Annotated in this window: 20 protein-coding genes; 14 read left to right on the top strand and 6 right to left on the bottom strand. The window is 64.2% G+C overall.

Annotation, left to right across the window (positions count from 1 at the left end):
- The first annotated feature begins 6 nt into the window (after window positions 1-6).
- The 5 genes from purH (at window position 7) to AC2FLM_RS19915 (ending at window position 5,367) form a co-directional block, all read left to right on the top strand.
- Window positions 7-1,596, top strand: a complete 1,590-nt coding sequence (gene purH / locus AC2FLM_RS19935) for a bifunctional phosphoribosylaminoimidazolecarboxamide formyltransferase/IMP cyclohydrolase (RefSeq protein ID WP_496859641.1) — start codon at window positions 7-9, stop codon at window positions 1,594-1,596.
- Entirely contained in the window at window positions 1,596-2,069 is a 474-nt protein-coding gene (lspA, locus tag AC2FLM_RS19930; RefSeq protein WP_234182662.1) for a signal peptidase II, read from the top strand. The genes purH and lspA overlap by 1 nt, the downstream gene beginning before the upstream one ends.
- Before the next feature lie 50 nt (window positions 2,070-2,119).
- Complete coding sequence (locus AC2FLM_RS19925) at window positions 2,120-2,638, top strand: DUF3035 domain-containing protein (protein ID WP_496859640.1); 519 nt, start codon at window positions 2,120-2,122, stop codon at window positions 2,636-2,638.
- A gap of 78 nt (window positions 2,639-2,716) precedes the next feature.
- A complete protein-coding gene (locus AC2FLM_RS19920) occupies window positions 2,717-4,060 on the top strand; it encodes a M16 family metallopeptidase (RefSeq protein ID WP_496859639.1) in 1,344 nt (447 codons plus the stop codon).
- Window positions 4,057-5,367 carry a M16 family metallopeptidase gene (locus AC2FLM_RS19915; RefSeq protein ID WP_496859638.1) on the top strand — a complete coding sequence of 437 codons (1,311 nt, stop codon included), beginning with the start codon at window positions 4,057-4,059 and terminating at the stop codon, window positions 5,365-5,367. The genes AC2FLM_RS19920 and AC2FLM_RS19915 overlap by 4 nt, the downstream gene beginning before the upstream one ends.
- Before the next feature lie 99 nt (window positions 5,368-5,466).
- Here AC2FLM_RS19915 and AC2FLM_RS19910 read toward each other — a convergent pair whose 3' ends face one another.
- The 3 genes from AC2FLM_RS19910 to deoC form a co-directional block, all read right to left on the bottom strand.
- Complete coding sequence (locus tag AC2FLM_RS19910) at window positions 5,467-6,279, bottom strand: SDR family oxidoreductase (RefSeq protein WP_496859637.1); 813 nt, start codon at window positions 6,277-6,279, stop codon at window positions 5,467-5,469.
- Window positions 6,280-6,306: 27 nt separating this feature from the next.
- Window positions 6,307-8,640 carry an aldehyde dehydrogenase family protein gene (locus AC2FLM_RS19905; protein ID WP_496859636.1) on the bottom strand — a complete coding sequence of 778 codons (2,334 nt, stop codon included), beginning with the start codon at window positions 8,638-8,640 and terminating at the stop codon, window positions 6,307-6,309.
- 86 nt (window positions 8,641-8,726) lie between these two features.
- Window positions 8,727-9,716, bottom strand: coding sequence for a deoxyribose-phosphate aldolase (gene deoC / locus AC2FLM_RS19900; RefSeq protein WP_496859635.1), 990 nt, complete (start codon window positions 9,714-9,716; stop codon window positions 8,727-8,729).
- A gap of 200 nt (window positions 9,717-9,916) precedes the next feature.
- Between deoC and AC2FLM_RS19895 the strand changes: the two genes are divergently transcribed.
- From AC2FLM_RS19895 to tdh, 8 genes are all read left to right on the top strand, one after another.
- Window positions 9,917-10,870, top strand: a complete 954-nt coding sequence (locus tag AC2FLM_RS19895) for a metal ABC transporter solute-binding protein, Zn/Mn family (RefSeq protein WP_496859634.1) — start codon at window positions 9,917-9,919, stop codon at window positions 10,868-10,870.
- Between the two features lie 3 nt (window positions 10,871-10,873).
- On the top strand, window positions 10,874-11,677 hold the full coding sequence (locus AC2FLM_RS19890) for a metal ABC transporter ATP-binding protein (protein ID WP_496859633.1): 804 nt from the start codon (window positions 10,874-10,876) through the stop codon (window positions 11,675-11,677).
- Window positions 11,678-11,681: 4 nt separating this feature from the next.
- Window positions 11,682-12,887, top strand: a complete 1,206-nt coding sequence (locus AC2FLM_RS19885) for a metal ABC transporter permease (RefSeq protein ID WP_496859632.1) — start codon at window positions 11,682-11,684, stop codon at window positions 12,885-12,887.
- On the top strand, window positions 12,884-13,813 hold the full coding sequence (locus tag AC2FLM_RS19880) for a metal ABC transporter permease (RefSeq protein ID WP_496859630.1): 930 nt from the start codon (window positions 12,884-12,886) through the stop codon (window positions 13,811-13,813). Before AC2FLM_RS19885 ends, AC2FLM_RS19880 begins: the two co-directional genes overlap by 4 nt.
- A 268-nt stretch (window positions 13,814-14,081) precedes the next feature.
- Window positions 14,082-15,947, top strand: coding sequence for a DNA mismatch repair endonuclease MutL (mutL, locus tag AC2FLM_RS19875; protein WP_496859629.1), 1,866 nt, complete (start codon window positions 14,082-14,084; stop codon window positions 15,945-15,947).
- A 57-nt stretch (window positions 15,948-16,004) separates the two neighbouring features.
- The gene (locus tag AC2FLM_RS19870; RefSeq protein ID WP_496859628.1) at window positions 16,005-17,243 is read left to right on the top strand and encodes a DNA recombination protein RmuC; all 1,239 of its coding nucleotides are present in this window, start codon (window positions 16,005-16,007) and stop codon (window positions 17,241-17,243) included.
- Between the two features lie 95 nt (window positions 17,244-17,338).
- Window positions 17,339-18,523 carry a glycine C-acetyltransferase gene (locus AC2FLM_RS19865; protein ID WP_496859626.1) on the top strand — a complete coding sequence of 395 codons (1,185 nt, stop codon included), beginning with the start codon at window positions 17,339-17,341 and terminating at the stop codon, window positions 18,521-18,523.
- A 14-nt stretch (window positions 18,524-18,537) separates the two neighbouring features.
- Entirely contained in the window at window positions 18,538-19,566 is a 1,029-nt protein-coding gene (gene tdh, locus AC2FLM_RS19860) for an L-threonine 3-dehydrogenase (RefSeq protein ID WP_234220518.1), read from the top strand.
- A 73-nt stretch (window positions 19,567-19,639) separates the two neighbouring features.
- Here the strand turns inward: tdh and AC2FLM_RS19855 are convergent, their stop codons facing one another.
- Both AC2FLM_RS19855 and AC2FLM_RS19850 read right to left on the bottom strand, forming a co-directional pair.
- Entirely contained in the window at window positions 19,640-20,374 is a 735-nt protein-coding gene (locus tag AC2FLM_RS19855) for a metallophosphoesterase family protein (RefSeq protein ID WP_234220192.1), read from the bottom strand.
- Window positions 20,371-21,366 carry a LysR family transcriptional regulator gene (locus tag AC2FLM_RS19850; protein ID WP_234220191.1) on the bottom strand — a complete coding sequence of 332 codons (996 nt, stop codon included), beginning with the start codon at window positions 21,364-21,366 and terminating at the stop codon, window positions 20,371-20,373. Before AC2FLM_RS19850 ends, AC2FLM_RS19855 begins: the two co-directional genes overlap by 4 nt.
- Before the next feature lie 105 nt (window positions 21,367-21,471).
- On the opposite strand from AC2FLM_RS19850, the gene AC2FLM_RS19845 reads away from it, so the two are divergent.
- A complete protein-coding gene (locus tag AC2FLM_RS19845) occupies window positions 21,472-21,855 on the top strand; it encodes a heme-copper oxidase family protein (protein ID WP_234138574.1) in 384 nt (127 codons plus the stop codon).
- A gap of 52 nt (window positions 21,856-21,907) precedes the next feature.
- Here the strand turns inward: AC2FLM_RS19845 and serA are convergent, their stop codons facing one another.
- Window positions 21,908-23,503 carry a phosphoglycerate dehydrogenase gene (gene serA / locus AC2FLM_RS19840; RefSeq protein ID WP_234182695.1) on the bottom strand — a complete coding sequence of 532 codons (1,596 nt, stop codon included), beginning with the start codon at window positions 23,501-23,503 and terminating at the stop codon, window positions 21,908-21,910.
- Window positions 23,504-23,559: the final 56 nt, after the last annotated feature.

The raw sequence follows: 23,559 nt of genomic DNA, 5'->3' as shown, positions 1-23,559 counted from the left end.
GAGCAAATGACCGACCTTTCCCCCGTGCGCCGCGCGCTTCTTTCCGTTTCCGACAAGACCGGACTGATCGAGCTGGGCCAGGCCCTCGCCGCGCGCGGGGTCGAGCTGTTGTCGACGGGCGGCACCGCCAAGGCGCTGCGCGATGCGGGCCTGACGGTGCGCGACGTGGCCGAGGTGACGGGTTTCCCCGAGATGATGGATGGCCGGGTCAAGACGCTGCACCCGATGGTGCATGGCGGCCTGCTGGCGCTGCGCGACAATGCCGAGCACGTGGCGGCAATGGAGCAGCACGGTATCGCGGGCATCGACCTGCTGGTCGTCAACCTCTATCCGTTCGAGGCGACCGTGGCCAAGGGTGCCGCCTATGACGACTGTATCGAGAATATCGACATCGGCGGCCCGGCGATGATCCGTGCGGCGTCCAAGAACCACGCCTTTGTCATCGTGGTGGTGGATGTCGCGGATTATGACGCATTGCTGGCCGAGATGGCGGCCAATGACGGCCAGACCTCTTATGCCTTCCGCCAGCGGTTGGCACAGACCGCCTATGCCCGCACCGCCGCCTATGACGCCGCCGTCAGCAACTGGATGGCCGGTCAACTGGCGCTGGAGGCCCCCCGCCGCCGCGCCTTTGCCGGTGAACTGAAACAGACCCTGCGTTATGGCGAGAACAGCCACCAGCAGGCGGCGTTCTATACCGATGGTTCGAACCGTCCGGGCGTGGCTACCGCGCGGCAGTTGCAGGGCAAGGAGCTGAGCTATAACAACATCAACGATACCGATGCCGCGTTCGAGCTGGTGGCCGAATTCGCGCCCGAAAACGGCCCGGCCTGTGCGATCATCAAGCACGCCAACCCCTGCGGTGTGGCGCTGGGCGCGACCCTGTCCGAGGCCTATCAGAAAGCGTTCGACTGCGACCGCACCAGCGCCTTTGGCGGGATCGTGGCGCTGAACCAGCCGCTGGACGCCGAGACCGCTGGCAAGATCGTCGAGATCTTTACCGAGGTGGTGATTGCTCCTGGTGCCAGCGAAGAGGCGATCGCGATCTTTGCCGCCAAGAAGAACCTGCGCCTGCTGCTGACCGACGGTCTGCCCGATCCGCGCCAGCCCATCGTGGCGATGAAACAGGTGGCCGGCGGCATGCTGGTGCAGGACAAGGATGTGGGCCATGTCGATCTGGCCGACCTCAAGGTGGTGACCAGGAAGGCCCCGTCTGATGCGCAGATGGCCGATCTGCTGTTTGCCTGGAAGGTCGGCAAGCATGTCAAGTCGAACGCCATCGTCTATGTCAAGGACGGCGCCACCGTGGGTGTCGGCGCGGGTCAGATGAGCCGGCTGGACAGTGCCAATGTGGCCGCCGCCAAGGCGCAGCGCATGGCGACCGAACTGGGCCTGCCCGAAAGCCCGGCCAAGGGCTGCGCCGTGGCTTCGGACGCATTTTTCCCGTTCCCCGACGGTTTGCTTGAGGCGGCTGCGGCAGGGGGCGCTTGCGTGATCCAGCCCGGCGGCTCGATGCGCGACGACGAGGTGATCAAGGCCGCGGACGAGGCGGGTCTGGCCATGGTCTTCACCGGCATGCGCCATTTCCGGCACTGATGCGCGCCCGGCTCCTCTTCTGGTCCGCCTTCTGGGCCTTTCTGATCGACCAGATCAGCAAATACCTGGTCGTGCACGTGATGGACGTGGCCCATCGCGGCAGCATCGAGGTGCTGCCGCCGTTCCTGACATTTCGCTATGGCGAGAATCGCGGCATCAACTTTGGCCTGTTCCAGGGTGAGGGCGATGCCGCGCGCTGGATACTGATTGGCCTGTCGCTGGCGATCTGTGCGGTCGTACTGTTCTGGTTGTCGCGGGGACGCCCGTCGCGGTGGATGCTGATCGGAGGCGGGTTGCTGATCGGCGGTGCGCTCGGAAACGTGATCGACCGGCTGATCTATGGCTATGTCCTCGATTTCCTCAACATGTCCTGCTGTGGTATCGACAACCCCTATGTGTTCAACGTGGCCGATATCTTTATCTTTGCCGGTGCGGCGGCGCTGATCCTGATGGATGGCAAAAAGCCCTCGTGACGGGCGCGCGGATATGCGATAAAACCCGACGAAACAGGCAGGAGATGACCATGCGCGCGCCGCTGGCTTTGATCGTGATCGCGACCGCCCTGGCGGTATCGGGCTGCTCCAGCAAGGGGCTGCGCGATATCCGTTCGCAGGGGACCGGACCCGACGAGTTCGCCATCATGCCGGTGAAGCCCTTGACCCAGCCCAAGGATTTCAACGTGTTGCCCGCGCCGACACCGGGTGGCGCCAACCTGACCGATCCGACGCCCGCCGCCGATGCGGTGGTGGCGCTGGGCGGCAAGGAGACCGCGCTGCAACCGGGTGGCGGCATTCCTGCCTCGGATCAGGCGCTGGTCAGTGCCTCCAGCCGCTATGGCGTCCCCGCCAATACGCGCACCGCGCTGGCCAGCGAAGACGCCGAATTCCGCAAGCGTCAGGGGCGCTGGACCCGTATCCGGCTGTTCCCGGTCGATCGCTATGAGCAGGCCTATCGCAAGGAAGCGATCAACCCGTTCAACCAGAACGAGCGCTTCCGTCGGGCCGGGGCCGCGACGCCCTCGGCGCCGCCGGAAAGTGAATAATCCTTAATTTTACGTCAGCGCGTCTTGAACCTTGCCGGGCCTGCCGTAGGTTGTCGGCTAGCGATACGGAGGATGCGCATGGTCCGGGCTTTTGCTCTTGTTGCCGCTCTTGTCTCGGCTGCGCCGCTCTGGGCGGCGCCCGAGGGACAAGAGGCGGTCACCACCTTTACCCTGCAAAACGGTATGGATGTCGTCGTGATCGAAGATCACCGCGCCCCCGTGGTACAGCAGATGGTCTGGTACCGGGCCGGATCGGCGGACGAGCCGGTCGGCGCCTCGGGGGTGGCTCATTTCCTGGAACACCTGCTGTTCAAGGCGACCGAAACGATGGAGGCGGGTGAACTCTCGGCCACCGTGGCGGCCAATGGCGGTGCCGACAACGCCTTTACCTCGTATGACTATACCGCCTATTTCCAGCGGGTGGCGTCCGATCGACTGGAACTGATGATGCGGATGGAGTCGGATCGGATGCGTAACATCCGCCTGACCGAACGCGATATCGAGACCGAGCGCGACGTGATCCTGGAGGAACGCAACCAGCGCACCGAGAACAACCCGCGCGCGTTGTTTGGCGAGCAAATGGATGCGGCCCAGTTCCTCAACCACCGCTATGGTGTCCCGGTGATCGGCTGGAAACACGAGATGGAAACGTTGGACATGCAGGATGCGCTGTCCTTCTACCGCACCTATTACGCTCCCAACAACGCCATCCTGATCGTGACCGGCGATGTCGAGCCCGACGAAGTGCGCGCATTGGCCGAGACCTATTATGGCGTGATCCCGGCAAACCCCGACCTGCCCGAACGGTTCCGCAGCCAGGAGCCGCCGCAAACCGCCGCGCGGCGCCTGACCTTCAAGGATGCGCGGGTGGCGCAGCCTTATGTTCACCGCTCCTATCTGGCACCCGAGCGTGATGCTGGCGCTCAGGAGACGGCCGCCGCGCTTTATCTGTTGGCTGAACTGCTGGGCGGTGGCACCACGGCCTACATGAACGAAAAGCTGCAATTCGACAGCCAGACCGCGATCTATACCGGCGCATTTTACAGCGGGCTTTCGCTGGACGACACCACCTTTGACATGATTGTGGTGCCGGCACAGGGCGTTACCCTGTCCGAGGCCGAAGCGGCAATGGACAAGGTTTTGGCGGATTTCATTGCCGAAGGGGTGGATGCCGCGGATCTCGACCGGATCAAGATGAAACTGCGTGCGGCGCTGATCTACGAGCGCGACAATGTGGATGGGATTGGCAACCGCTATGGCGCCGCCCTGGCCAGCGGTCTGACCATTGCCGATGTGCAGGCCTGGCCCGAGGTGCTGCAGGCGGTGACGGGCGACGAGATCATCGCCGCCGCCCGGTCGGTACTGCGGCCCGAGGTTTCGGTGACAGGCTGGCTGACCAATGTCGAGGAGGTGACCCAATGAAGGCGTTCTTTGCTGCATTGACTGCCCTGATGCTGGCGTTGCCGGCCTGGGCCGAAGTCAAGATCCAGGAGGTCACCTCCCCCCAAGGCTACAATGCCTGGCTGGTCGAGGATCACGCGATCCCCTTTACCGCCCTCGAAATCTGGTTCCGTGGCGGTACCTCGCTCGATGCACCAGGCAAGCGGGGCGCGACCTATCTGATGACCGGCCTGATCGAGGAAGGGGCAGGAGAGCTGGATGCGCGCGCCTATGCCCGAAGGCTGGAAGAACTGGCCGCGAGCTTTGACTATGACGTGACCGATGACACGCTGTCGGTCTCGGCGCGCTTCCTGACCGAGAACCGCGACGAGGTGATCGACCTATTGCGCACAACCCTGCACGCGCCGCGATTTGACCCCGAGGCCATAGAGCGGGTGCGCGCGCAGGTCCTGTCGGGGCTGCGCTCGGACGAGACCGACCCGCACAGCATCGCTGGCGCGGCGCTTTCCGAGGCCGTCTATGGCGAACACCCCTACGCCACCGAGGGCAAGGGAACGGTGGACAGCGTCGCGGCGTTGACGCGCGACGATATATTGGCGGCCTTCAAGGGGGCCTTGGCACGTGACCGGGTCTATGTCGGCGCGGTGGGTGATATCACCGCCGAGGAACTGGGCGCGCTGCTCGATACGCTTCTCTCCGGCCTTCCGGAAACTGGCGCGCCGATCCCTGACCGGGCGCAGGTCAGCGTTCCCGGCCCGGTGCGGGTGGTCGATTTCGACACACCGCAGTCGGTGGCGCTGTTCATGCAGCCGGGGATCGATCGCGATGATCCCGATTTCTTTGCCGCCTATATTCTCAACCACATCATCGGCGGCGGCGGGTTCGAGAGCCGGCTGATGCAAGAGGTGCGCGAGAAGCGGGGGCTGACCTACGGGGTCTATTCCTATCTGCTGCCCAAGGATCTGGCTTCGATTTACATGGGATCGGTGGCCTCGGCCAATGACCGGATCGCCGAGGCGGTGTCCGTCATACGCGATGTCTGGCGGGATGTGGCGGTTAATGGTGTGACGGCCAAGGAACTGGAGGATGCCAAGACATATCTGACAGGTGCTTATCCGCTGCGTTTTGACGGCAATGGACGGATCGCCAATATCCTGGCCGGGATGCAGATACAGGGTCTGCCGATTGACTATATCGCCACCCGCAACGACCAGGTGAATGCGGTGACGCTGGAAGAGATCAACGCATTTGCCACCGGTTTCCTCGACCCAGAGGGATTGAGCTTCACCGTCGTGGGCAAGCCCGTGGGGCTGGAAGGAACCAACTGATCTCTGGCGCATCGTGCGCGGCGGTGCCGTTTTCCGGCTCGGAAAACGGGCCGGAAAACACATGTTTTCCGGCGTCTGCCTTGCGGGAGACGCGCCGGTTCAACCGCGCTTGGGCATTGCGCGCAGCATCTGGCCAATCATCTGACCCGCCCGGCCCGAGCCACGCTGATAAAGTGCGCCGTCGACCGACAGCACCGTGCCGCTGATATAGGCAGCCATGTCCGAGCCCAGGAACAGGCAGGCATTTGCCACATCCTGCGGTTGACCCCAGCGACCCAGCGGAACATCCGCCTTGAAGGTCTTTTCCGCCTCGGGGCTTGGTGCCAACCGTCTGGCGCCCTCTGTTCCCTCGATAAAGCCGGGCACGACCGAGTTTACCCGGATCCCCTCGGGCCCCCATTCCAGGCTCAGTGTGCGGGTGATCTGGTCGACGCCCGCCTTGGCGGCGCAGACATGCGCCTGCCCCTCGTAGGGCAGCCAGGATTGCGGCGCCGAGATGTTGATGATGCTGGCGCCGGGGCGCTTCAGATGCGGATAGGCGCCCTTCATCACATGCACGGTGCCCATCAGGTCGATGTCGATCACCGTCTTGAAGGCGTTGATCGACATGTCCGCCGTCAGCGCAGGAAAGTTGCCCGCCGCGCCCGAAACCAGCACATCGAATTCACCCAGTTGATCGCGGAACCCTTGCAGACCCTTGGCCACCGCCTCGGCATCGCGCACATCGAAGGATGCGCCGAGGGCCTCTTGCGCCCCTGCGGCGCGCAGTTCGGTCACGGTGTCGTCCACCTTGTCCTGACTGCGACTGGCCACGGCCAGCCGCGCGCCGGCCCGGGCAAAGGCTAGCGCTATGCCGCGGTTGATGCCGCTGGTGCCGCCGATCACCACGACGGTCTTGCCGGTGAAATCCATGTAGAGCCTCCCTTGTGCAGGGATGCCCTATTCTCCGTAGGGCACCCAGATGTTCTTGATCTCGGTCGCAGCCTGAAGGAAGCGCTTGCTGTGGTCCACGTCCCAATCAAGGGACGTTGCGTTATTGACCCAGGTCCGTTTCAGGTTGCCCGCCGCCGCTTTTTCGATCTCGGCCGACAGATCGGTCGAGGAGAAGGACCAGACCGCATCGACGTTCAGATGCGAGGCCAGCGGTTTGGCCAGCTCCGCATGGCAGCCGGTCAGGATGTTGATCACGCCTGCCGGCACGTCCGAGGTGTCGAGGATCTGGTAGAAATCGGTGGCCGCCAGCGGATAGGGCTCGCTTGCCGCCAGCACAACGCGGTTGCCCATCGCGATGGCGGGCGCCATGACCGAGACAAGGCCCAAGAGCGGCGCCTCGTCCGCGCAAAGCGCGCCGATCACGCCCACAGGTTCCTTCATCGCCAGCGCCACGCCCCGGATCGGCACGCCATGCACCTGCCCGTCATATTTGTCGGCCCAGGCGGCGGCAGTGAACAGGCGCTGGATGCTGGCCTCGACCTCTTGCGCCCCGCCGCGCTTGCCGGTCATCGCGTCGATCCGATGGGCGAATTCGGCGGCCCGAGTCGACAGGTTTTCGCCGATGTAGTAGAGGATCTGCGCGCGCAGATGGCCTGTGGCCTTTGCCCACCCAGTTGCGCCTGCGGCCGCCTCGACCGCGTTGCGCACATCCTTGCGGTTGGCAAGGCCGACATGGCCCAACAGGCCGGATTTACCCCAGACGGGTCGGGAATAGCCACCATCGGGCCGCGCCTGCTTGCCCCCGACATAGAGTTTCGCCGTGCGGTCGATCGGGTCAACCGGTGTACCGTGACCGGTGGCGGGCTCGATCCGGGCCAGCGCCTTGCGCTTGCCCTTGGGCCGGGTATAGGCGGTCAGCCCCTCCCACCCGCCTTCGCGGCCAAAGCCGCTTTCGCGCACACCGCCAAACCCGGCGGCGGCGTCAAACAGGTTGGTAGCATTCACCCAGACCACCCCCGCCACCAGTTTCGGCGCGATATCGAGCGCCAGGTTCACATTCTCGGTCCAGACCGTGGCGGCCAGCCCATAGCGGGTGTTGTTGGCCAGCTCCACCGCCTCGGCCGGGGTGCGGAAGGTGGTCGAGACGAGGACGGGGCCAAAGATCTCCTCCTGCATCAGCGGGTCGCTGGTCGACAATCCGGTGATCAGGGTCGGGGGATAATAGCAGCCGTTTTCGGGCAGGGCACAGGCGGCATGGTGCACCGTGCCAGCCGTGTTGCTGGCGACCATCCGCTCTATGGTCTGCAACTGCACCGGATCGACCACCGCGCCGACGTCGATGCATTTGTCGAGCGGATTGCCCAGCCGCAGCCCGTCCATCCGGGTGCGCAGCTTGGTATGAAACCGGTCGGCGATGCCCTCTTGCACCAAGAGGCGCGATCCGGCGCAGCAGACCTGGCCCTGGTTGAACCAGATCGCATCGACCAGCCCCTCGATGGCGCTGTCGATATCGGCATCGTCGAACACGATATAGGCGGATTTGCCCCCCAGTTCGAGCGTCAGCTCCAGCCCCCGCCCGGCAGTGGCCTCGCGGATGCGGCGACCCACGGCGGTCGAGCCGGTAAAAGCGATCTTGTCCACATCCGACGCCACGATCATCTCGCCCACGGCACCGTCACCGGTGACGATATTGACCACCCCTTTGGGCAGACCCGCCTGCTGGCAGATATCGGCAAACAAGAGTGCGGTGAGCGAGGTGTATTCGGCGGGCTTCAGCACCACGGTGTTGCCCATGGCCAGCGCCGGGGCAACCTTCCACGCCAGCATCAACAGGGGGAAGTTCCACGGGATGATCTGACCGCAGACGCCCAGTGGCTCGGCGTCGGGCAGCTCGCTTTCCATCAACTGCGCCATGCCCGCGTGATAGTAGAAATGCCGCTGCGCCAGGGGGATGTCGATGTCACGGCTCTCGCGAATGGGCTTGCCGTTATCCAGCGTTTCCAGCACGGCAAACAGGCGGCTGTGTTTCTGCATCAGCCGCGCAATGGCATAGAGGTACCGCGCCCGGCCCGCGCCACCGAGTGCGGCCCATATGGGCTGCGCTTTGTGGGCGGCGGCAACGGCGGCATCTACATCGGCCTGGCTCGCCTGGGTCAGGGTGGCCAGGACCTCGCCGGTGGCGGGATTGCGGCTGTCGAACCCGTCGCCTGGCGCGGTAAAGGCGCCGTTGATGAAATGGCCGAACCGGTCGCCCTGGTCGACCAGCCAGGCCAGCGCCTCGGCGGCGCTTTCGGGGGCGGGACCGTATTCCATGGTGTCGAAGAGTTCCTTGATGGTCATAGCGGTGTCCTCGGTATCCGGGGGCCGTTTTCCGTCACGGAAAACGGGCCGGAATTTTTTCAAAATTCCGGCGCCTGTCGCGCCGGTCAGCCCATGGCATGGCGGTAGCCCGCCGAATAGGCGCCGGTCACGTGATGTTCCAGCTGCCGCTCGATATCGCCCAAGAGCGATGAGGCGCCAAAGCGAAACAGGTCCGGTTGCAGCCAGCGGTCGCCCAGTTCGTCCTTGATCAGCGCCAGATAGACCAGCGCGTCCTTGGCCTTGGAAATGCCCCCGGCGGGCTTGTAGCCGACCCGGTATCCGGTGCGATCGTAATAGTCGCGGATGGCGCGGATCATCACCAGCGAGACGGGCAGGGTGGCATTGACGCTTTCCTTGCCGGTCGAGGTCTTGATGAAATCCGCCCCCGCCATCATGCAGACCAGCGAGGCGCGCGCCACGTTACGCAAGCTTCCCAGCTCTCCGGTTGCCAGGATCGCCTTGACATGGGCATGCCCGCAGGCCTCGCGAAAGGCCGTCATCTCGTCATAAAGCGCCTGCCAGTCACCGGTCAGCACATGCCGGCGCGAGATCACGATGTCGATCTCTTCGGCGCCCGCCGCGACGCTCTCGCCGATCTCGGCCACCCGCAGGTGAAAGGGCGACAGGCCCGCCGGAAACCCGGTGCTGACGGCGGCCACCGGAATACCCGAACCGCCCAGCGCCTCGACCGCCGTTGCGACCATGTCGTGATAGACACAGACCGCGCCGGTGGTGATCGGCCCCATGCCCATCGCCTCTAGCAGCGCGGGTGCCACTGGCTGCCGCGCCTTGGCGCAGAGGCGCCGCACGCGGCCCACGGTGTCGTCGCCCGACAGGGTGGTCAGGTCGATCATCGTGATCGCTTTCAACAACCAAGCAGCCTGATAATCCTTTTTCACCGAGCGCCTGCCGGGCAGCGTTGCCGCCCGCCGCTCGATCGCCGAAGTATTGGCCTGCACCGCGCGAACCCAGTCGAGGTCCAGTTCCATGCCGGGGTTTCGCGGCTCGGTCACTTGCGGCAGATGCGCGGTGCGCTCAAGGCTCTGCGTTTCCATCTTCACATCCTTTGGGAGGTTCCCGGCCAAGGTCGCATGACCTGCGACAGAATGGCAAGCGGAGGCAGGTGGGTCGCGGCGTCAAAATTTTACCTTTCGGACAAAAGTGTTCTTTCTTGCGAATAATTCTCAATTGCGTTGACTTAGTTGCGAATGGTTCTCATATTCATCCGTGAGAGAGTTGGATTTCGAGGTATGCGATGATTCGCCGTGGGTTCCTTGCCGCACTTGCCCTGACATGCAGCCTGCCGCTCGCGGCCTGGGCCGAGGCACCGCTGCGTGTGGTGGCAACCACCGGCATGATCGCCGATGCCGCCCGCCAGGTTGGCGGCGATCTGGTCGAGGTCACCGGCTTGATGGGGCCGGGCATCGACCCGCATGCCTATCGCCAGACCCGCAGCGATATCGTCGCCATGACCCGCGCTGATCTGGTGTTGTGGCATGGACTCTACCTCGAAGCTCAGATGGAAAGCTTCTTTCACGATCTGGGCCGTAAGCGTCAGGTGGTTGCGGTGGCCGAAGGCATCGAGCCGTCGCGCCTGCGCGCCCATGACGATTATGCCGACAAGTTCGACCCGCATGTGTGGATGACCCCGGATCTGTGGCGCGAGGTGGTGGCCGAGGTCGCGCGTGCCCTGACCGAGACCCGCCCCGAGGCCGCCGAGACCTTTGCCGCCAATGCCGCCCGCCATATCGCTGATCTGGACCGGCTGTCGGGGTATGCCGAAACGGTTCTGGCCACGGTGCCCGAGGGTAACCGGGCGCTGGTCACCGCGCATGACGCATTCGGCTATTTCGGGCAGGCCTATGGTTTCGAGGTTCTGGGCGTTCAGGGCATCTCGACCCAGTCCGAGGCGGGGCTGAACCGGATCGCGGAACTGGTCGATACGCTGGTGTCGCGCAAGATCACGGCGGTCTTTGTTGAAAGCTCGGTCTCGGACCGATCGGTCCGGGCCCTGATCGAAGGCGCCGCGGCGCAGGGGCATCAGGTACAGGTGGGGGGCGAGCTCTATTCCGATGCGATGGGGCCTGACGGCTCTTACGAGGGGACCTATCTGGGCATGCTTGATCACAACATCACCACCATCGCCGCCGCGCTGGGCGGACAGGTGCCGCCCCGTGGCATGGATGGCAAATTATTGGCAGGGCTCTGAGCGATGATCGAACTGGCGGCGCGTGAAGGCAAACGACTCGAGGATGACGCCATCGGCGACAGCCCGCTGGCGGTGCGTGGGCTGACCGTGTCTTATGGGCAGAAACCGGCCGTGTTCTCGGTGGATATGACGGTGCAGCCGGGCGCGATGACGGCGATCATCGGGCCGAACGGGGCAGGGAAATCGACCCTGCTCAAGGCGGCGCTGGGCATCGTCAAACCGCTGTCGGGGCAGGTCACCGTGTTTGGCCGCCCGCTCGAGGAACAGCGTGCCCGCATCGCCTATGTGCCGCAGCGCGCCAGTGTCGACTGGGATTTCCCGACCCGGGTGATCGATGTTGTTCTGATGGGGCTTTATTGCGAGCTTGGCCTGCTGGGCCGCCTGCGCGCCCGGCACAAGGCGCGGGCGCTCGATTGTCTGGCCCGTGTAGGCATGCGCGATTTCGCCGACCGGCAGATCGGCCAATTGTCGGGAGGCCAGCAACAGCGGGTGTTCCTGGCCCGTGCCCTGGCGCAAGAGGCCGATCTCTACCTTTTGGACGAACCCTTTGCCGGGGTCGATGCAGCGACAGAGAAGGCGATTATCGCGGTTCTCAAGGCGTTGAAACAGGCCGGTCGCACCGTGGTCGTGGTGCATCACGATCTGGCCACGGTGACCGACTATTTCGACCATGTGTTCCTGATCAACACCCGCCGCGTGGCCGAAGGGCCGGTGACCGAGAGCTTTACCGCCGACAATTTGCAGGCGGCCTATGGCGGGCGGCTGGCAACGGCGCAGGTCGACCAACTGGCGCGCGTGCTGGGCTGATCCGATGCTGCGCGACGCGCTCTTGCTGCAATTGGGTTATAACGCCACGCTTGTCGCGGTTGGCGCGACGCTGTTGGGCATATCCGCCGGAGCGACCGGCACGTTCCTTTTCCTGCGCAAGCGGGCGCTGGTCAGCGACGCGATCAGCCATGCCACGTTGCCGGGCATCTGTCTGGCCTTTCTGTTGATGGTGGCACTGGGCGGCGATGGACGCAGCCTGCCCGGCCTTATGGCCGGTTCCGCACTGTCGGCCTGGGTTGGGCTTCTCTGCCTCAACTGGCTGACCCGCAACACAAGGCTGGCCGAGGACGCGGCGATCGGTGCGGTGCTGTCGGTGTTCTTCGGTTTCGGCATCGTCCTGCTGACCGTGATCCAGACGTTGGGGGCCGGGCGTCAGGCCGGGCTGGAGGGGTTCCTGCTGGGATCGACCGCAGGAATGCTGTGGAACGATGCGCTTGTGATCGCGCTCGGCGGGGCGGGGGCGCTGGCGCTGATCCTGCTGATCCGCCGTCCGATGACGCTGGTCGCCTTCGATCCCGAATATGCCGCCGCGCGCGGGGTGCCCGTACATCGGATCGATCTGGCGATGATGGGGCTGGTGATGGCAGTCACCGTGGTCGGGCTGAAGATCGTTGGCCTGATCCTGATCGTGGCGCTCTTGATCATCCCGCCGGTCACCGCACGGTTCTGGACCGAGCGGTCGGACCGCGTGGTGCTGCTGAGTGGCTTGACCGGGGGGCTCGCCGGGTATCTTGGCGCGGCGATCTCGGCCTCGGCCCCCAACCTGCCCACCGGGCCGATCATCGTGCTGGTGTCCTTTGCCTTTTTCGCCTTGTCGCTACTGGTGGCGCCGGGGCGCGGCGTGCTGGCGGCGTTCCTGCGCCATACGCAATTCCAGCGCCGGGTGCACCTGAGGCAAGGGCTGCTGGCGCTGGCACAAGGGCAACGGATCTACGAGCCACTGACATTGCGACTTTTGCGTCAGGCAGAACTGGTGCGCGCGGACGGGGTCGCAACCGATATTGGCCGGGCACGCGCCGCCAAAGCGCTACGGGACGAGAAGCGATGGGAAATCGTGCGCGCCGATCAGGCGCAAGAAGCCGCCGCCGCCCTCTATGACGGATTGCGCGATATCGAAACCGTGCTGACCCACGACCAGATTGCCGAGATTGACCGCCGCATCGGTAGCCCCCAGGAGGTCCCGGAATGAGCGGTTCCGAATTTGTGCCCCTGTCGCTGACGCCGCTCTTGATCGGCATCCTTTCCGCCGTGGCCTGTGCGCTGCCCGGCAACTTCCTGGTGCTGCGTCGGCAGGCTTTGATCGGCGATGCCATCAGCCATGTGGTGTTGCCGGGGATCGTGGTGGCGTTCCTCTTGACCGGTGCCATTGCTGCCTGGCCGATGATGCTGGGCGCCGCCGGGGCTGCCGTTGTCGCGGTGGTTCTGATCGAGGCGATCCGTCGTCTGGGCCGGATCGAACCGGGGGCTGCGATGGGTGTCGTCTTTACCACCATGTTTGCCGCCGGCGTGCTGCTCTTGGAGCAGACCGACACCTCGACCGTGCATCTGGATGTGGAACACGCGCTTTATGGCAATCTGGAAAGCCTGATCTGGCTTGATGCCACCGGCTGGGCCTCGCTGGTTGATCCGTTGGCTTTGGCTGGGTTGCCGGTGGAACTGCCGCGTATCCTGGTCACGCTGGCCGGGGTGTCCGGGTTCATCTGGCTGTTCTGGCGCCCCCTGAAGCTGTCGACCTTCGACGAGGGGTTTGCCCGCACTCTCGGTATTCGCACCGGCCATTTGGGCCTTGCACTGGTCATCGTCGCTGCTGTGGCTGCGGTTGCGGCCTTTGACGCGGTCGGCTCGATCATCGTCATCGCGATGTTCATCTGTCCACCCGCCGCCGCACGGATGATGACCAACGCGCTTGAAGGGCAGGTTGGCTGGAGCGTCGTCTTCGCCATCCTCTCGGCGGTGCTGGGCTATGTGTTGGCGGGCTATGGCCCGCTGTGGCTGGGCGCGCGCGACGCGGTCAGCGCTGCGGGGATGATCGCCACGATGTCGGGCCTCATCCTGGCACTCGCGGCCCGGTTCGGTCCCTGCCGCAGTCGGACCGGAGCGCCCGTTCAGTCTTGACTGGGCGGGAATTCGCCGGGGTCTGGTGCTGGTGCTGGCTTATCGGCGCCCAACTTGCGGCTCTGTGAACCTCCGTCTTGGCAGTGCGGTCTGATAGTGCTGAGGTGAACAGGCCGGATAGAATCCGGTGCCGACCACCACTCACCCGCCGCCCGGTTTTCGCGGCAGACCGACCCGCGCCGCGCAAGTGTCGCGGGAAGGGAGACCGGGCGGTGCCGACCATCAAACCGGTGGTAGAATCGCCGGGCCTCATGCTAGGTCTAGGGGTATGGCATCGACAGACCCCAATATCATCCCCACGCAGCCGGAAATCCGCCAGCTGGACGAAACCGCGATCAACCGGATCGCGGCAGGCGAAGTGGTGGAACGTCCGGCCTCGGCGGTCAAGGAACTGGTCGAGAACGCGATTGATGCCGGGGCGACGCGAGTTTCCATCGACCTGGCGGATGGCGGCAAGACACTGATCCGGGTCACCGATGACGGTTGCGGCATGACACCCGATCAGTTGCCATTGGCATTGGCGCGTCATGCAACGTCCAAGATCGATGGGTCGGATCTGCTCAACATCCACACTTTCGGGTTCCGGGGTGAGGCGCTGCCCTCGCTGGGCTCGGTCGGGCGGCTGACCATCACCAGCCGCGCCCTGGGCGCCGAGGCGGCCAGTATCCGGGTCTCGGGTGGCCGGGTCGATCCGGTGAAGCCCGCCGCCTTGCGCGCGGGCACGGTGGTGGAGCTGCGCGATCTCTTCTTTGCCACGCCTGCGCGGCTCAAATTCATGCGCACCGACCGGGCCGAGGCGCAGGCGGTGACCGATACGGTCAAGCGGCTTGCCATGGCCGAACCCTCGGTTTCTTTCACCCTGCGCGATGTCTCCGAAGGTGGCGAGGGGCGGCTGGTGTTCCGCGCGGATGCGGAAACCGGCGACCTGTTCGACGCGCTGCGCGACCGGTTGGGCCGCGTCATGGGGCGTGAGTTCACCGACAACGCCTTGCGGATCGACACGATGCGCGAGGGGCTGCGGCTCTATGGCTATGCGGCGCTGCCCACCTATTCGCGCGGTGCGGCGGTGGCGCAATACCTCTTCGTCAACGGGCGCCCGGTGCGGGACAAGATGCTGACCGGGGCGCTGCGGGCGGCCTATTTCGACTTTCTCAGCCGCGACCGGCACCCGGCGGCGGCCCTGTTCATCGACTGCGATCCGACGCTGGTCGACGTGAACGTGCACCCGGCGAAATCCGAGGTGCGGTTTCGCGATCCCGGCGTGGCGCGGGGGTTGATCGTCTCGGCCCTGCGGCACGCACTGGCCGAGGCCGGGCATCGGGCCTCGACCACCGTGGCCGGGGCGACGCTGGGGGCGATGCGGCCTGAACAGACCGGCGCGCGCATCTACCAGATGGACCGGCCCTCACCTGCCGCGCGTATGGCCTCTTATCAGGCGCAGGCGCCCGGATTTGCCGAACTCTCCGGCAGCTATAGCGGCCGGATGGTAGAACCCGATCCCAGCGAGGACGCCCGCAGGGCGGAGGAGCCAGCAGCCGAAACCCCGCCCGAATCCCTGCCGCTGGGCGCGGCGCGCGGGCAGGTACATGAAAACTACATCATCGCCCAGACTGCCGATGGCATGGTCATCGTCGACCAGCACGCCGCGCATGAACGGCTGGTCTATGAGAAACTCAAACGCCAGATGGCCGAGAACGGTGTTGCGGCGCAGGCGCTGCTGATCCCCGAGATTGTCGAGCTTTCCGCCGCCGATTGCGCGCGACTGCTCGACCTTTCCGAGGATCTCTCGCGCCTTGGCCTGAGCGTCGAGCCCTTTGGCGGTGGTGCCGTCGCGGTGCGCGAGACCCCGGCGATCCTGGGGCCGGTGGATGCGGGCGTGATGCTTCGCGATATCCTCGACGAACTGGCCGATCAGGGAGAAAGCGCCACGCTTCAGGCCCGGATCGAGGCGATCCTGAGCCGGGTCGCCTGTCACGGATCGATCCGGTCGGGCCGCCGCATGCGGGGCGAAGAGATGAATGCGCTCTTGCGCGAAATGGAGGCGACGCCCCATTCCGGCCAATGCAACCACGGGCGCCCCACCTATGTGGAACTGAAACTCAGCGATATCGAGCGGTTGTTCGGGCGCAGTTGATCCGGCAGGCGATCCCGGATAGGAGTTGAAAACAAAACAAGAACAGGCGAGCAGACCATGATTCAGATCGGCAATCAGAGCTATTCCTTGCAGGACCCCATCGTGATGGCGGTTCTGGGCGGCGGCGCTGTATTGCTGCTGATCCTGCTGATGCTATTTCTGTCCCTGCGTGCCGCTAACCGCTCGGCCCGGACGACCGAACCCATGGCGCAGCAATTGGCCTGGCTAGGCCAGAACGTGCAGCAACTGAGCATGGGGCAGGAACAGTTGCGGGGCGGGCTGGCGCATGTCTCGGACGCGCAGGCCAACGCGCAGGTGCAGATGATCCAGACGGTCGAGGCGCGGTTGTCCGCCGTGCAGCAGCACATGAACGACCGGCTGGCCGACAATGCCATGCGCGCGCAGCGGGCGCTGGCCGAGATGCAGGAAAAGATGAGCACCACCCTGCATGGCAGCTCGAAACAGACCGCGACCTCGCTGACGCAATTGCAGGAACGGCTGGCTGCCATCGACAAGGCACAGGACAATATCACCAAGCTGTCGGGCGATGTTCTGTCGCTTCAGGACATCCTGTCCAACAAGCAGACGCGCGGGGCGTTCGGCGAAATCCAGCTCAACGATATCGTGTCCAAGGCGCTGCCGACCGACAGCTACTCCTTGCAACATACCCTGTCGAACGGTCGGCGGGCCGATTGCCTGATCCATCTGCCCAACCCGCCGGGGCCGATCGTGATCGACAGCAAGTTCCCGCTGGAGGCCTATGAGGCGCTGCGCCGGGCCGAGACCCCGCCGCAACTGGCCGAGGCCGCGCGCCAGATGAAAACTGCCGTGCGGGCGCATATCAAGGCAATCTCGGAGCGCTACATCATCGAGGGTGAAACTGCCGATGGCGCCCTGCTGTTCCTGCCGTCCGAGGCGGTCTATGCCGAGTTGCACGCCAATTTCGCCGATATCGTGCGCGAAGGCTTTGCCGCGCGGGTCTGGATCGTGTCGCCCACCACCTGCATGGCTACGCTCAACACCATGCGCGCCATCCTCAAGGACGCGCGGATGCGTGAACAGGCGGGCGCCATCCGCAAGGAGCTGAGCCTGCTGCACAAGGATGTGGAACGGCTGGGCGACCGGGTCGAGAACTTGGACCGCCATTTCGGGCAAGCGGCCAAGGATATCTCGGAGATCAAGATCAGCGCCGACAAGGCCGGGCGGCGGGCGCAACGGCTGGACAATTTCGATTTCGAAGAACTGGCCCCCGATCCGGTGCCCAATGTGGTACCCTTGGGCAAGCAGGAGCGCTAATGTCCAGTTTCACGGATTTTTGTCCAACATAGCGAATTCCCCTATTTCGGAATCGTATCCGTTATGATAGACATTGCGCCAAATCGGAGGTCGCAATGTCCCAATCCTTTCTGTCCCATCTCACCGACACGCTTGCCCAGATCGAGGCCGAGGGGCTTTACAAGCGCGAGCGGCTGATCACCTCGCCCCAAGGGGGCGAAATTACCGTTGGTGACCGGCAGGTGATCAACCTGTGTGCCAACAACTATCTGGGTCTGGCCGATCATCCGGCGCTGATCGCCGCCGCGCGTGACGCTTTGGAGCCCAAGGGGTTCGGCATGGCCTCGGTCCGCTTTATCTGCGGCACGCAGGACATTCACCGCGAACTGGAGCAGCGGCTGGCGCGGTTCCTGAACAAGGATGACGCGATCCTGTTCGCCGCCTGTTTCGACGCCAATGGCGGGCTGTTCGAGCCGCTCTTGGGGCCGGAGGACGCGATTGTTTCGGACGCGCTCAACCATGCCTCGATCATCGACGGGATCCGCCTTTGCAAGGCGAAACGCTATCGCTATGCCAACAGCGACATGGGTGATCTGGAGGCGCAGCTGAAACAGGCCCGCGCCGATGGCGCGCGGCATGTGATGATTGCCACCGATGGCGTTTTCTCGATGGATGGCTATCTGGCCAACCTGCCCGAGATCACCCGGTTGGCGCAGCAATATGATGCGGTGGTGATGGTCGATGATTGTCACGCCACCGGCTTCATGGGGCCGCATGGCGCGGGTACGCCCGACCATTTTGGGCTGGACGTGGATATCCTGACCGGCACATTGGGCAAGGCGCTGGGCGGGGCCATCGGTGGTTACATCGCCGGACCGCAGCCGGTCATCGATCTGCTGCGTCAGCGGGCGCGGCCCTATCTGTTCTCGAACTCGCTGCCGCCCGCCATCGTGATGGCCGGGATTGAGGCGATCCGGCTGGTCGAGGAGGGCGCTGATCTGCGCGCGCGGCTGTTCGACAACGCCCGTTATTGGCGGGCCGGGTTGACCGACCTCGGCTTTGACCTGTTGCCCGGCGAGCATCCGATCATCCCGGTGATGCTTGGTGAGGCCAAGCTGGCGCAGGACATGGCGGCGCGGCTCTTTGACGAGGGCGTCTATGTCTCGGGCTTCTTCTTTCCGGTGGTGCCGCGCGGGCAGGCGCGTATCCGCACCCAGATGAACGCCGCCCTGACACGAGAGGAACTGGACCGCGCGCTGGCCGCATTTGCCACCGCAGGCAAAGCACTGGGAGTGATCTGATGCGACCCAATACGATGAAAGCACTGGAGAAATCCAAACCTGAAGAGGGGCTGTGGATGGTTCAGGCGCCGGTGCCCGAGATCGGCCCCGATGATGTGCTGATCAGGATCAACAAGACCGGTATCTGCGGCACCGATATCCATATCTGGAACTGGGACGAATGGGCCGCGCACACGGTGCCGGTGCCGATGATCACCGGCCACGAATTCGCGGGCGAGATCGTCGAGCTGGGCCGCGATGTGACCGGTCTCAGCATCGGTCAGCGGGTCTCGGGCGAGGGGCATCTGATCGGCACCGACAGCCGTCAGAGCCGGGCGGGCAAGTTCCACCTTGACCCCGGCACGCGCGGGATCGGCGTCAATGTGCAGGGGGCCTTCGCGCAATACCTGCGTCTGCCGGCCTTCAACGTGGTGCCGCTGCCCGACGATATCCCCGACGAGATCGGCGCCATCCTCGACCCGCTGGGCAACGCGGTGCACACGGCGCTGAGCTTCGACCTGTTGGGCGAGGATGTGCTGATCACCGGCGCGGGCCCCATCGGTATCATGGCGGCGGCGGTGGCCAAGCATGCGGGCGCTCGCCATGTGGTGATCACCGATATCAATGCCGACCGGCTGAAACTGGCGCAGCATGTGGTGCCCAAGGCGCGCACGGTGGACGTGACACGCGAAGAGCTGGCTGATGTGAAGCACGAACTTGGCCTGAAGCAGGGGTTTGACGTGGGGCTGGAGATGTCGGGCTCGCAAGCCGCGCTCGACCAGATGGTCGAGGCGCTGGTGATGGGTGGCAAGATCGCACTGCTGGGCATTCCGCCGGGCAAGTCGCCGGTGGACTGGTCCCGGATCGTGTTCAAGGCGATCACCATCAAGGGCGTCTATGGCCGCGAGATGTTCGAGACCTGGTACAAGATGATCGCGATGTTGCAGAATGGGCTGGACGTGTCCCGGGTGATCACCCACCGTTTTGGGGTCGATGATTTCCGCGAGGGGTTCGCTGCGATGAAATCGGGACTGAGCGGCAAGGTGGTGCTGGACTGGACCTGAGGGATGGGGGCGCTGCCCCCGTCGCCCGCTGGGCGACTCCCCCGAGGTATTTTTGAACAGAAGAAAGCCGGAGTCAGGCGTGTGGGGCAAGCGGTTGGCGGCCGGTTTCGGTCAGCAGCCAGCATTGGCCGCCTTCGAACACGGCAGTTGCCAACGGACGGCCATAACCGGCGCCAGCGTCGAGATTGACGCGATTGCCGTGATGCTCGGCCCGTTTGCCGGGGGTGTGCCCATGGACCACCAGCCAGGGATGCGGGCGCGGATCATCCAGGAATTCTTGGCGGATCCAGATCAGATCATTTTCCACCTGACGGTCAAGCGGCAGGCCGGGACGGATACCGGCGTGTACGAAGAGCAGCCCACCCTCCTGATGGTAGTTGGGTAACCCGGCAAGAAAGTTCCGGTGTTCGGCGGGCACTGCCGCGCGCGCCTGGGCATGAACCTGGTAGGTGCGAACGCCTTCGGGCACCGGGACGCCGTACGAAGCGAGGGTTTCGACGCCACCGATGCGATCGTGCAGCCAGTGATACCCGATCAGCAGCCGGTCATCCTGGGCGGGATGGTCGCGCAGGAACATTTCGAACATGCGGTCGTGATTGCCCTTGAGCGTGATCCAGTCGCGCCCCTGCGACTGACCCGCGATCAACCGGTCCAGCACCGCGCGACTGTCCGGCCCCCGGTCGGCATAATCGCCTAGAAAGACAATGCGGGCATCAGAACCGCCATCGGCCTCGATCCGGGCCAGAGCGGTTTCCAGTTGCTCTGCCTGACCGTGTATGTCGCCGACCGCGTATATCGGGGTGCTCATGTCGCCTGCTCCGCTGTTTGCAGGCCCGGTTCTGCCGCAGCGCCGCATCCGATGGAAGGGATCGTGTCGAGCTCGGCCATCAGCATGGCAATCTGGTCACGCAGCCAGCGATGGGCCGGCGCGCTGCTGGCGCGTTTGTGCCAGACGAGAACGATTTCGACCGGGCCAACCGGGATGGGCGGATGATAGAGCGACAGGCCAAGGCGTGGCGCGACGCTTTCGGCCAGTTGATGAGGGATGAGGGCGATCAGGTCGCTTTGCGACACGGCGTTCAGCACACCGGAAAACACTGGCAACGTCATGGTGACCTGCCGCGCGCGGCCGATGCGGGCGAGGGCGGCGTCGCCGAGCCCGTGCAATTTGCCCTCGGGCGAGAACAGCGCGTGCTGGAGACCGCAGAAGAGATCGAGCGGCAGGACCTCGCCCGGGGCGTGCCCCGCCTTGGCGATCTCCGGATGGTCGGCGCGTGCGACAGTAAGGAAATGCGAGCCGTGCAAGCGCTGCTGTTCGACCCAGTCGGGCGTTTCAGTCGCAGGCAGGATCGCCATATCGACCCCGGACTCGCCAACCGACTGGACATAATTGTCCGGCACCAGATCGACGAGCTGCACGCGCATGCCCGGCGCCAGGCGGGACAGGTGGCGGGCCAGCCGGGGCATCAGCAGCTCGGCATAGAAATCGCTGCCTGACAGGGTCAGGCAGTCGGTCGAGGCTCCGGGGTCGAAATCGGGCTGCCCCGCCAGCATGGATTCGGTCTGTTCCAGAAGCGATCGCAGCTGCGCTTGCAGGCTGGTGGCGTAATCGCTGGGAACCAACTGCCGTCCCTGACGGATGAAGAGCGGATCTCCCAGTGCATGCCGTAACCGCGCAAGCGCGGCCGAGACCGCCGGCTGTGACAGGGCGAGCCTCTGACCTGCCAGCGTGGTGGATCGGGTGGCAAGCAGCGCATCGAGAACACGCAAGAGGTTCAGATCGAAGGTTTTGAAATTCATCAAGCTGATAGATATCATAATATCTATTGATTTCACATATTTTTATGATGTCCTCACACTTGACACAGGTGGCGATACGGCCACGAACAGGGAGAGGAAAGAAACATGAACGGTGTGGCGAGAGCGTTTTTATTGGTGGCGATTCTGGCGGGCTTGTGCGGCATGGTCTGGGGTATCCAGATGTCGGCCAGCCACGATCACACACTGTCGCCGGCGCATGGGCATTTGAACCTGCTGGGCTGGGTCAGCTGCTCGATCTTTGCATTCTACTATCATCTTGTGCCGGACGCCGCCGAGAACCCGCTGGCGCGGGTGCATTTCGGCCTTGTGGTTGCGGCGGTGATCCTGCTGGCGCCCGGCGTGGCACTGGCCATTCAGGGCAAGACCGAGCTTCTGGCCAAGCTCGGCTCGGTTATCATGCTGGTTTCCATGCTGTTGTTCGGCTGGATCGTGTTGAAAGCGCCAAGGCGCGTGGCTGCAAGGGCCTGAACGCGAAAACGCCGCCTTACGAGGCGGCGTTTTCGATTGAATGGCGCGCTGGTCAGGCGACGTCGAATTCAAGCGGTTTGATCTGGTTGAAGAGGCCCGTTTCGGCAAGCTTCGCGCGGGCTTCGGCCGGGACCGGCTCATCCACATAGAGCAGCGCGATTGCCTCACCCCCGGCTGCGGCGCGGCCAAGCGTGAAGTTCGCGATGTTGACGCCGTTCTCACCCATTGTCTGGCCCAGCGTACCGATGATGCCTGGCACGTCCTCGTTGGTGGTATAGAGCATATGCGCGCCGATCTCGGCATCGACATTGATGCCCTTGATCTGGATGAAACGCGGCTTGCCATCGCTGAACACGGTACCCGCGACCGAGCGTTCGCGCTTGGCCGTGACCACGGTCACCTTGATATAACCGTCGAAAGCGCCCGATTTGTCCTGATTGGTGGTCGAGATCTGGATGCCGCGCTCTTTGGCGACAACAGGGGCCGAGACCATGTTCACCTCGGGGTTCGACTTTTTCATGATACCGGCCACGGTGGCGCAATTCAGGGCCGCCAGGTTCATCGTCGAAGCGGTCCCGTCATAGAGGATGTTGATGGCCTTGATCGGCTCGTCGGTCATCTGGCCGACGAAGCTGCCCAGATGGCCGGCCAGCTTGATCCAGGGGCCCATCACCTTGGCCTCTTCGGCGGTGACCGACGGCATGTTGAGCGCATTTTCCACCGCGCCGGTCAGCAGATAGTTCGACATCTGCTCGGCCACTTGCAGGGCGACGTTTTCCTGTGCCTCGGTGGTGGCGGCGCCCAGATGCGGGGTGCAGACCACGTTGGGCAGGCCGAACAGCGGGTTTTCCTTGGCCGGTTCGACACTGAACACGTCAAAGGCGGCGCCTGCCACATGGCCCGATTGCAGCATCTCGGCCAGCGCTTCCTCGTCCACCAGGCCGCCACGGGCGCAGTTGATGATACGTACACCCTTCTTGGTCTTGGCCAGGTTCTCGCGGCCCAGGATATTGCGGGTCTGATCTGTCAACGGCACATGCAGGGTGATGAAATCGGCGCGTTTCAGCAGCTCGTCCAGTTCGACCTTTTCGACGCCCATCTTGTTGGCCTTCTCCTCGCCCAGGAAGGGGTCATAGGCGATGACCTTCATCTTGAGGCCGCGCGCGCGGTCACAGACGATGCCGCCGATATTGCCGGCACCGATCACGCCGAGCGTCTTGTTCGTCAGTTCGACGCCCATGAACTTGGATTTTTCCCACTTGCCCGCATGGGTCGAGGCGCTGGCCTCGGGGATCTGGCGGGCCACGGCGAACATCATGGCAATGGCGTGTTCAGCGGTGGTGATCATGTTGCCAAAGGGCGTGTTCATGACGATCACGCCCTTTTTCGAGGCGGCGTCCTTGTCCACGTTGTCGGTGCCGATGCCGGCGCGGCCGATCACCTTGAGGTTGGTGGCGTTTTCCAGGATCTTCTCGGTCACCTTGGTGGCCGAGCGGATGGCAAGGCCGTCATACTGGCCGATGACCTCGGCCAGCTTGTCCTTGTCCTTGCCCAGGTCGGGTTGGAAATCGACCTCGATCCCGCGATCCTTGAAGATCTGGACTGCGGCGTCGGAGAGCTTGTCGGAGATGAGTACTTTGGGGGCCATGTCTGCTGGTCCTTTGCAGGGAAATACAATGCTCTACCCACCCTTGGGGACCCTCT

Source organism: Ruegeria sp. SAZD011, assembly GCF_059612545.1.
Note: the sequence above shows the minus strand (reverse complement) of the source record. Positions and strands in the feature narration are given on the sequence as shown.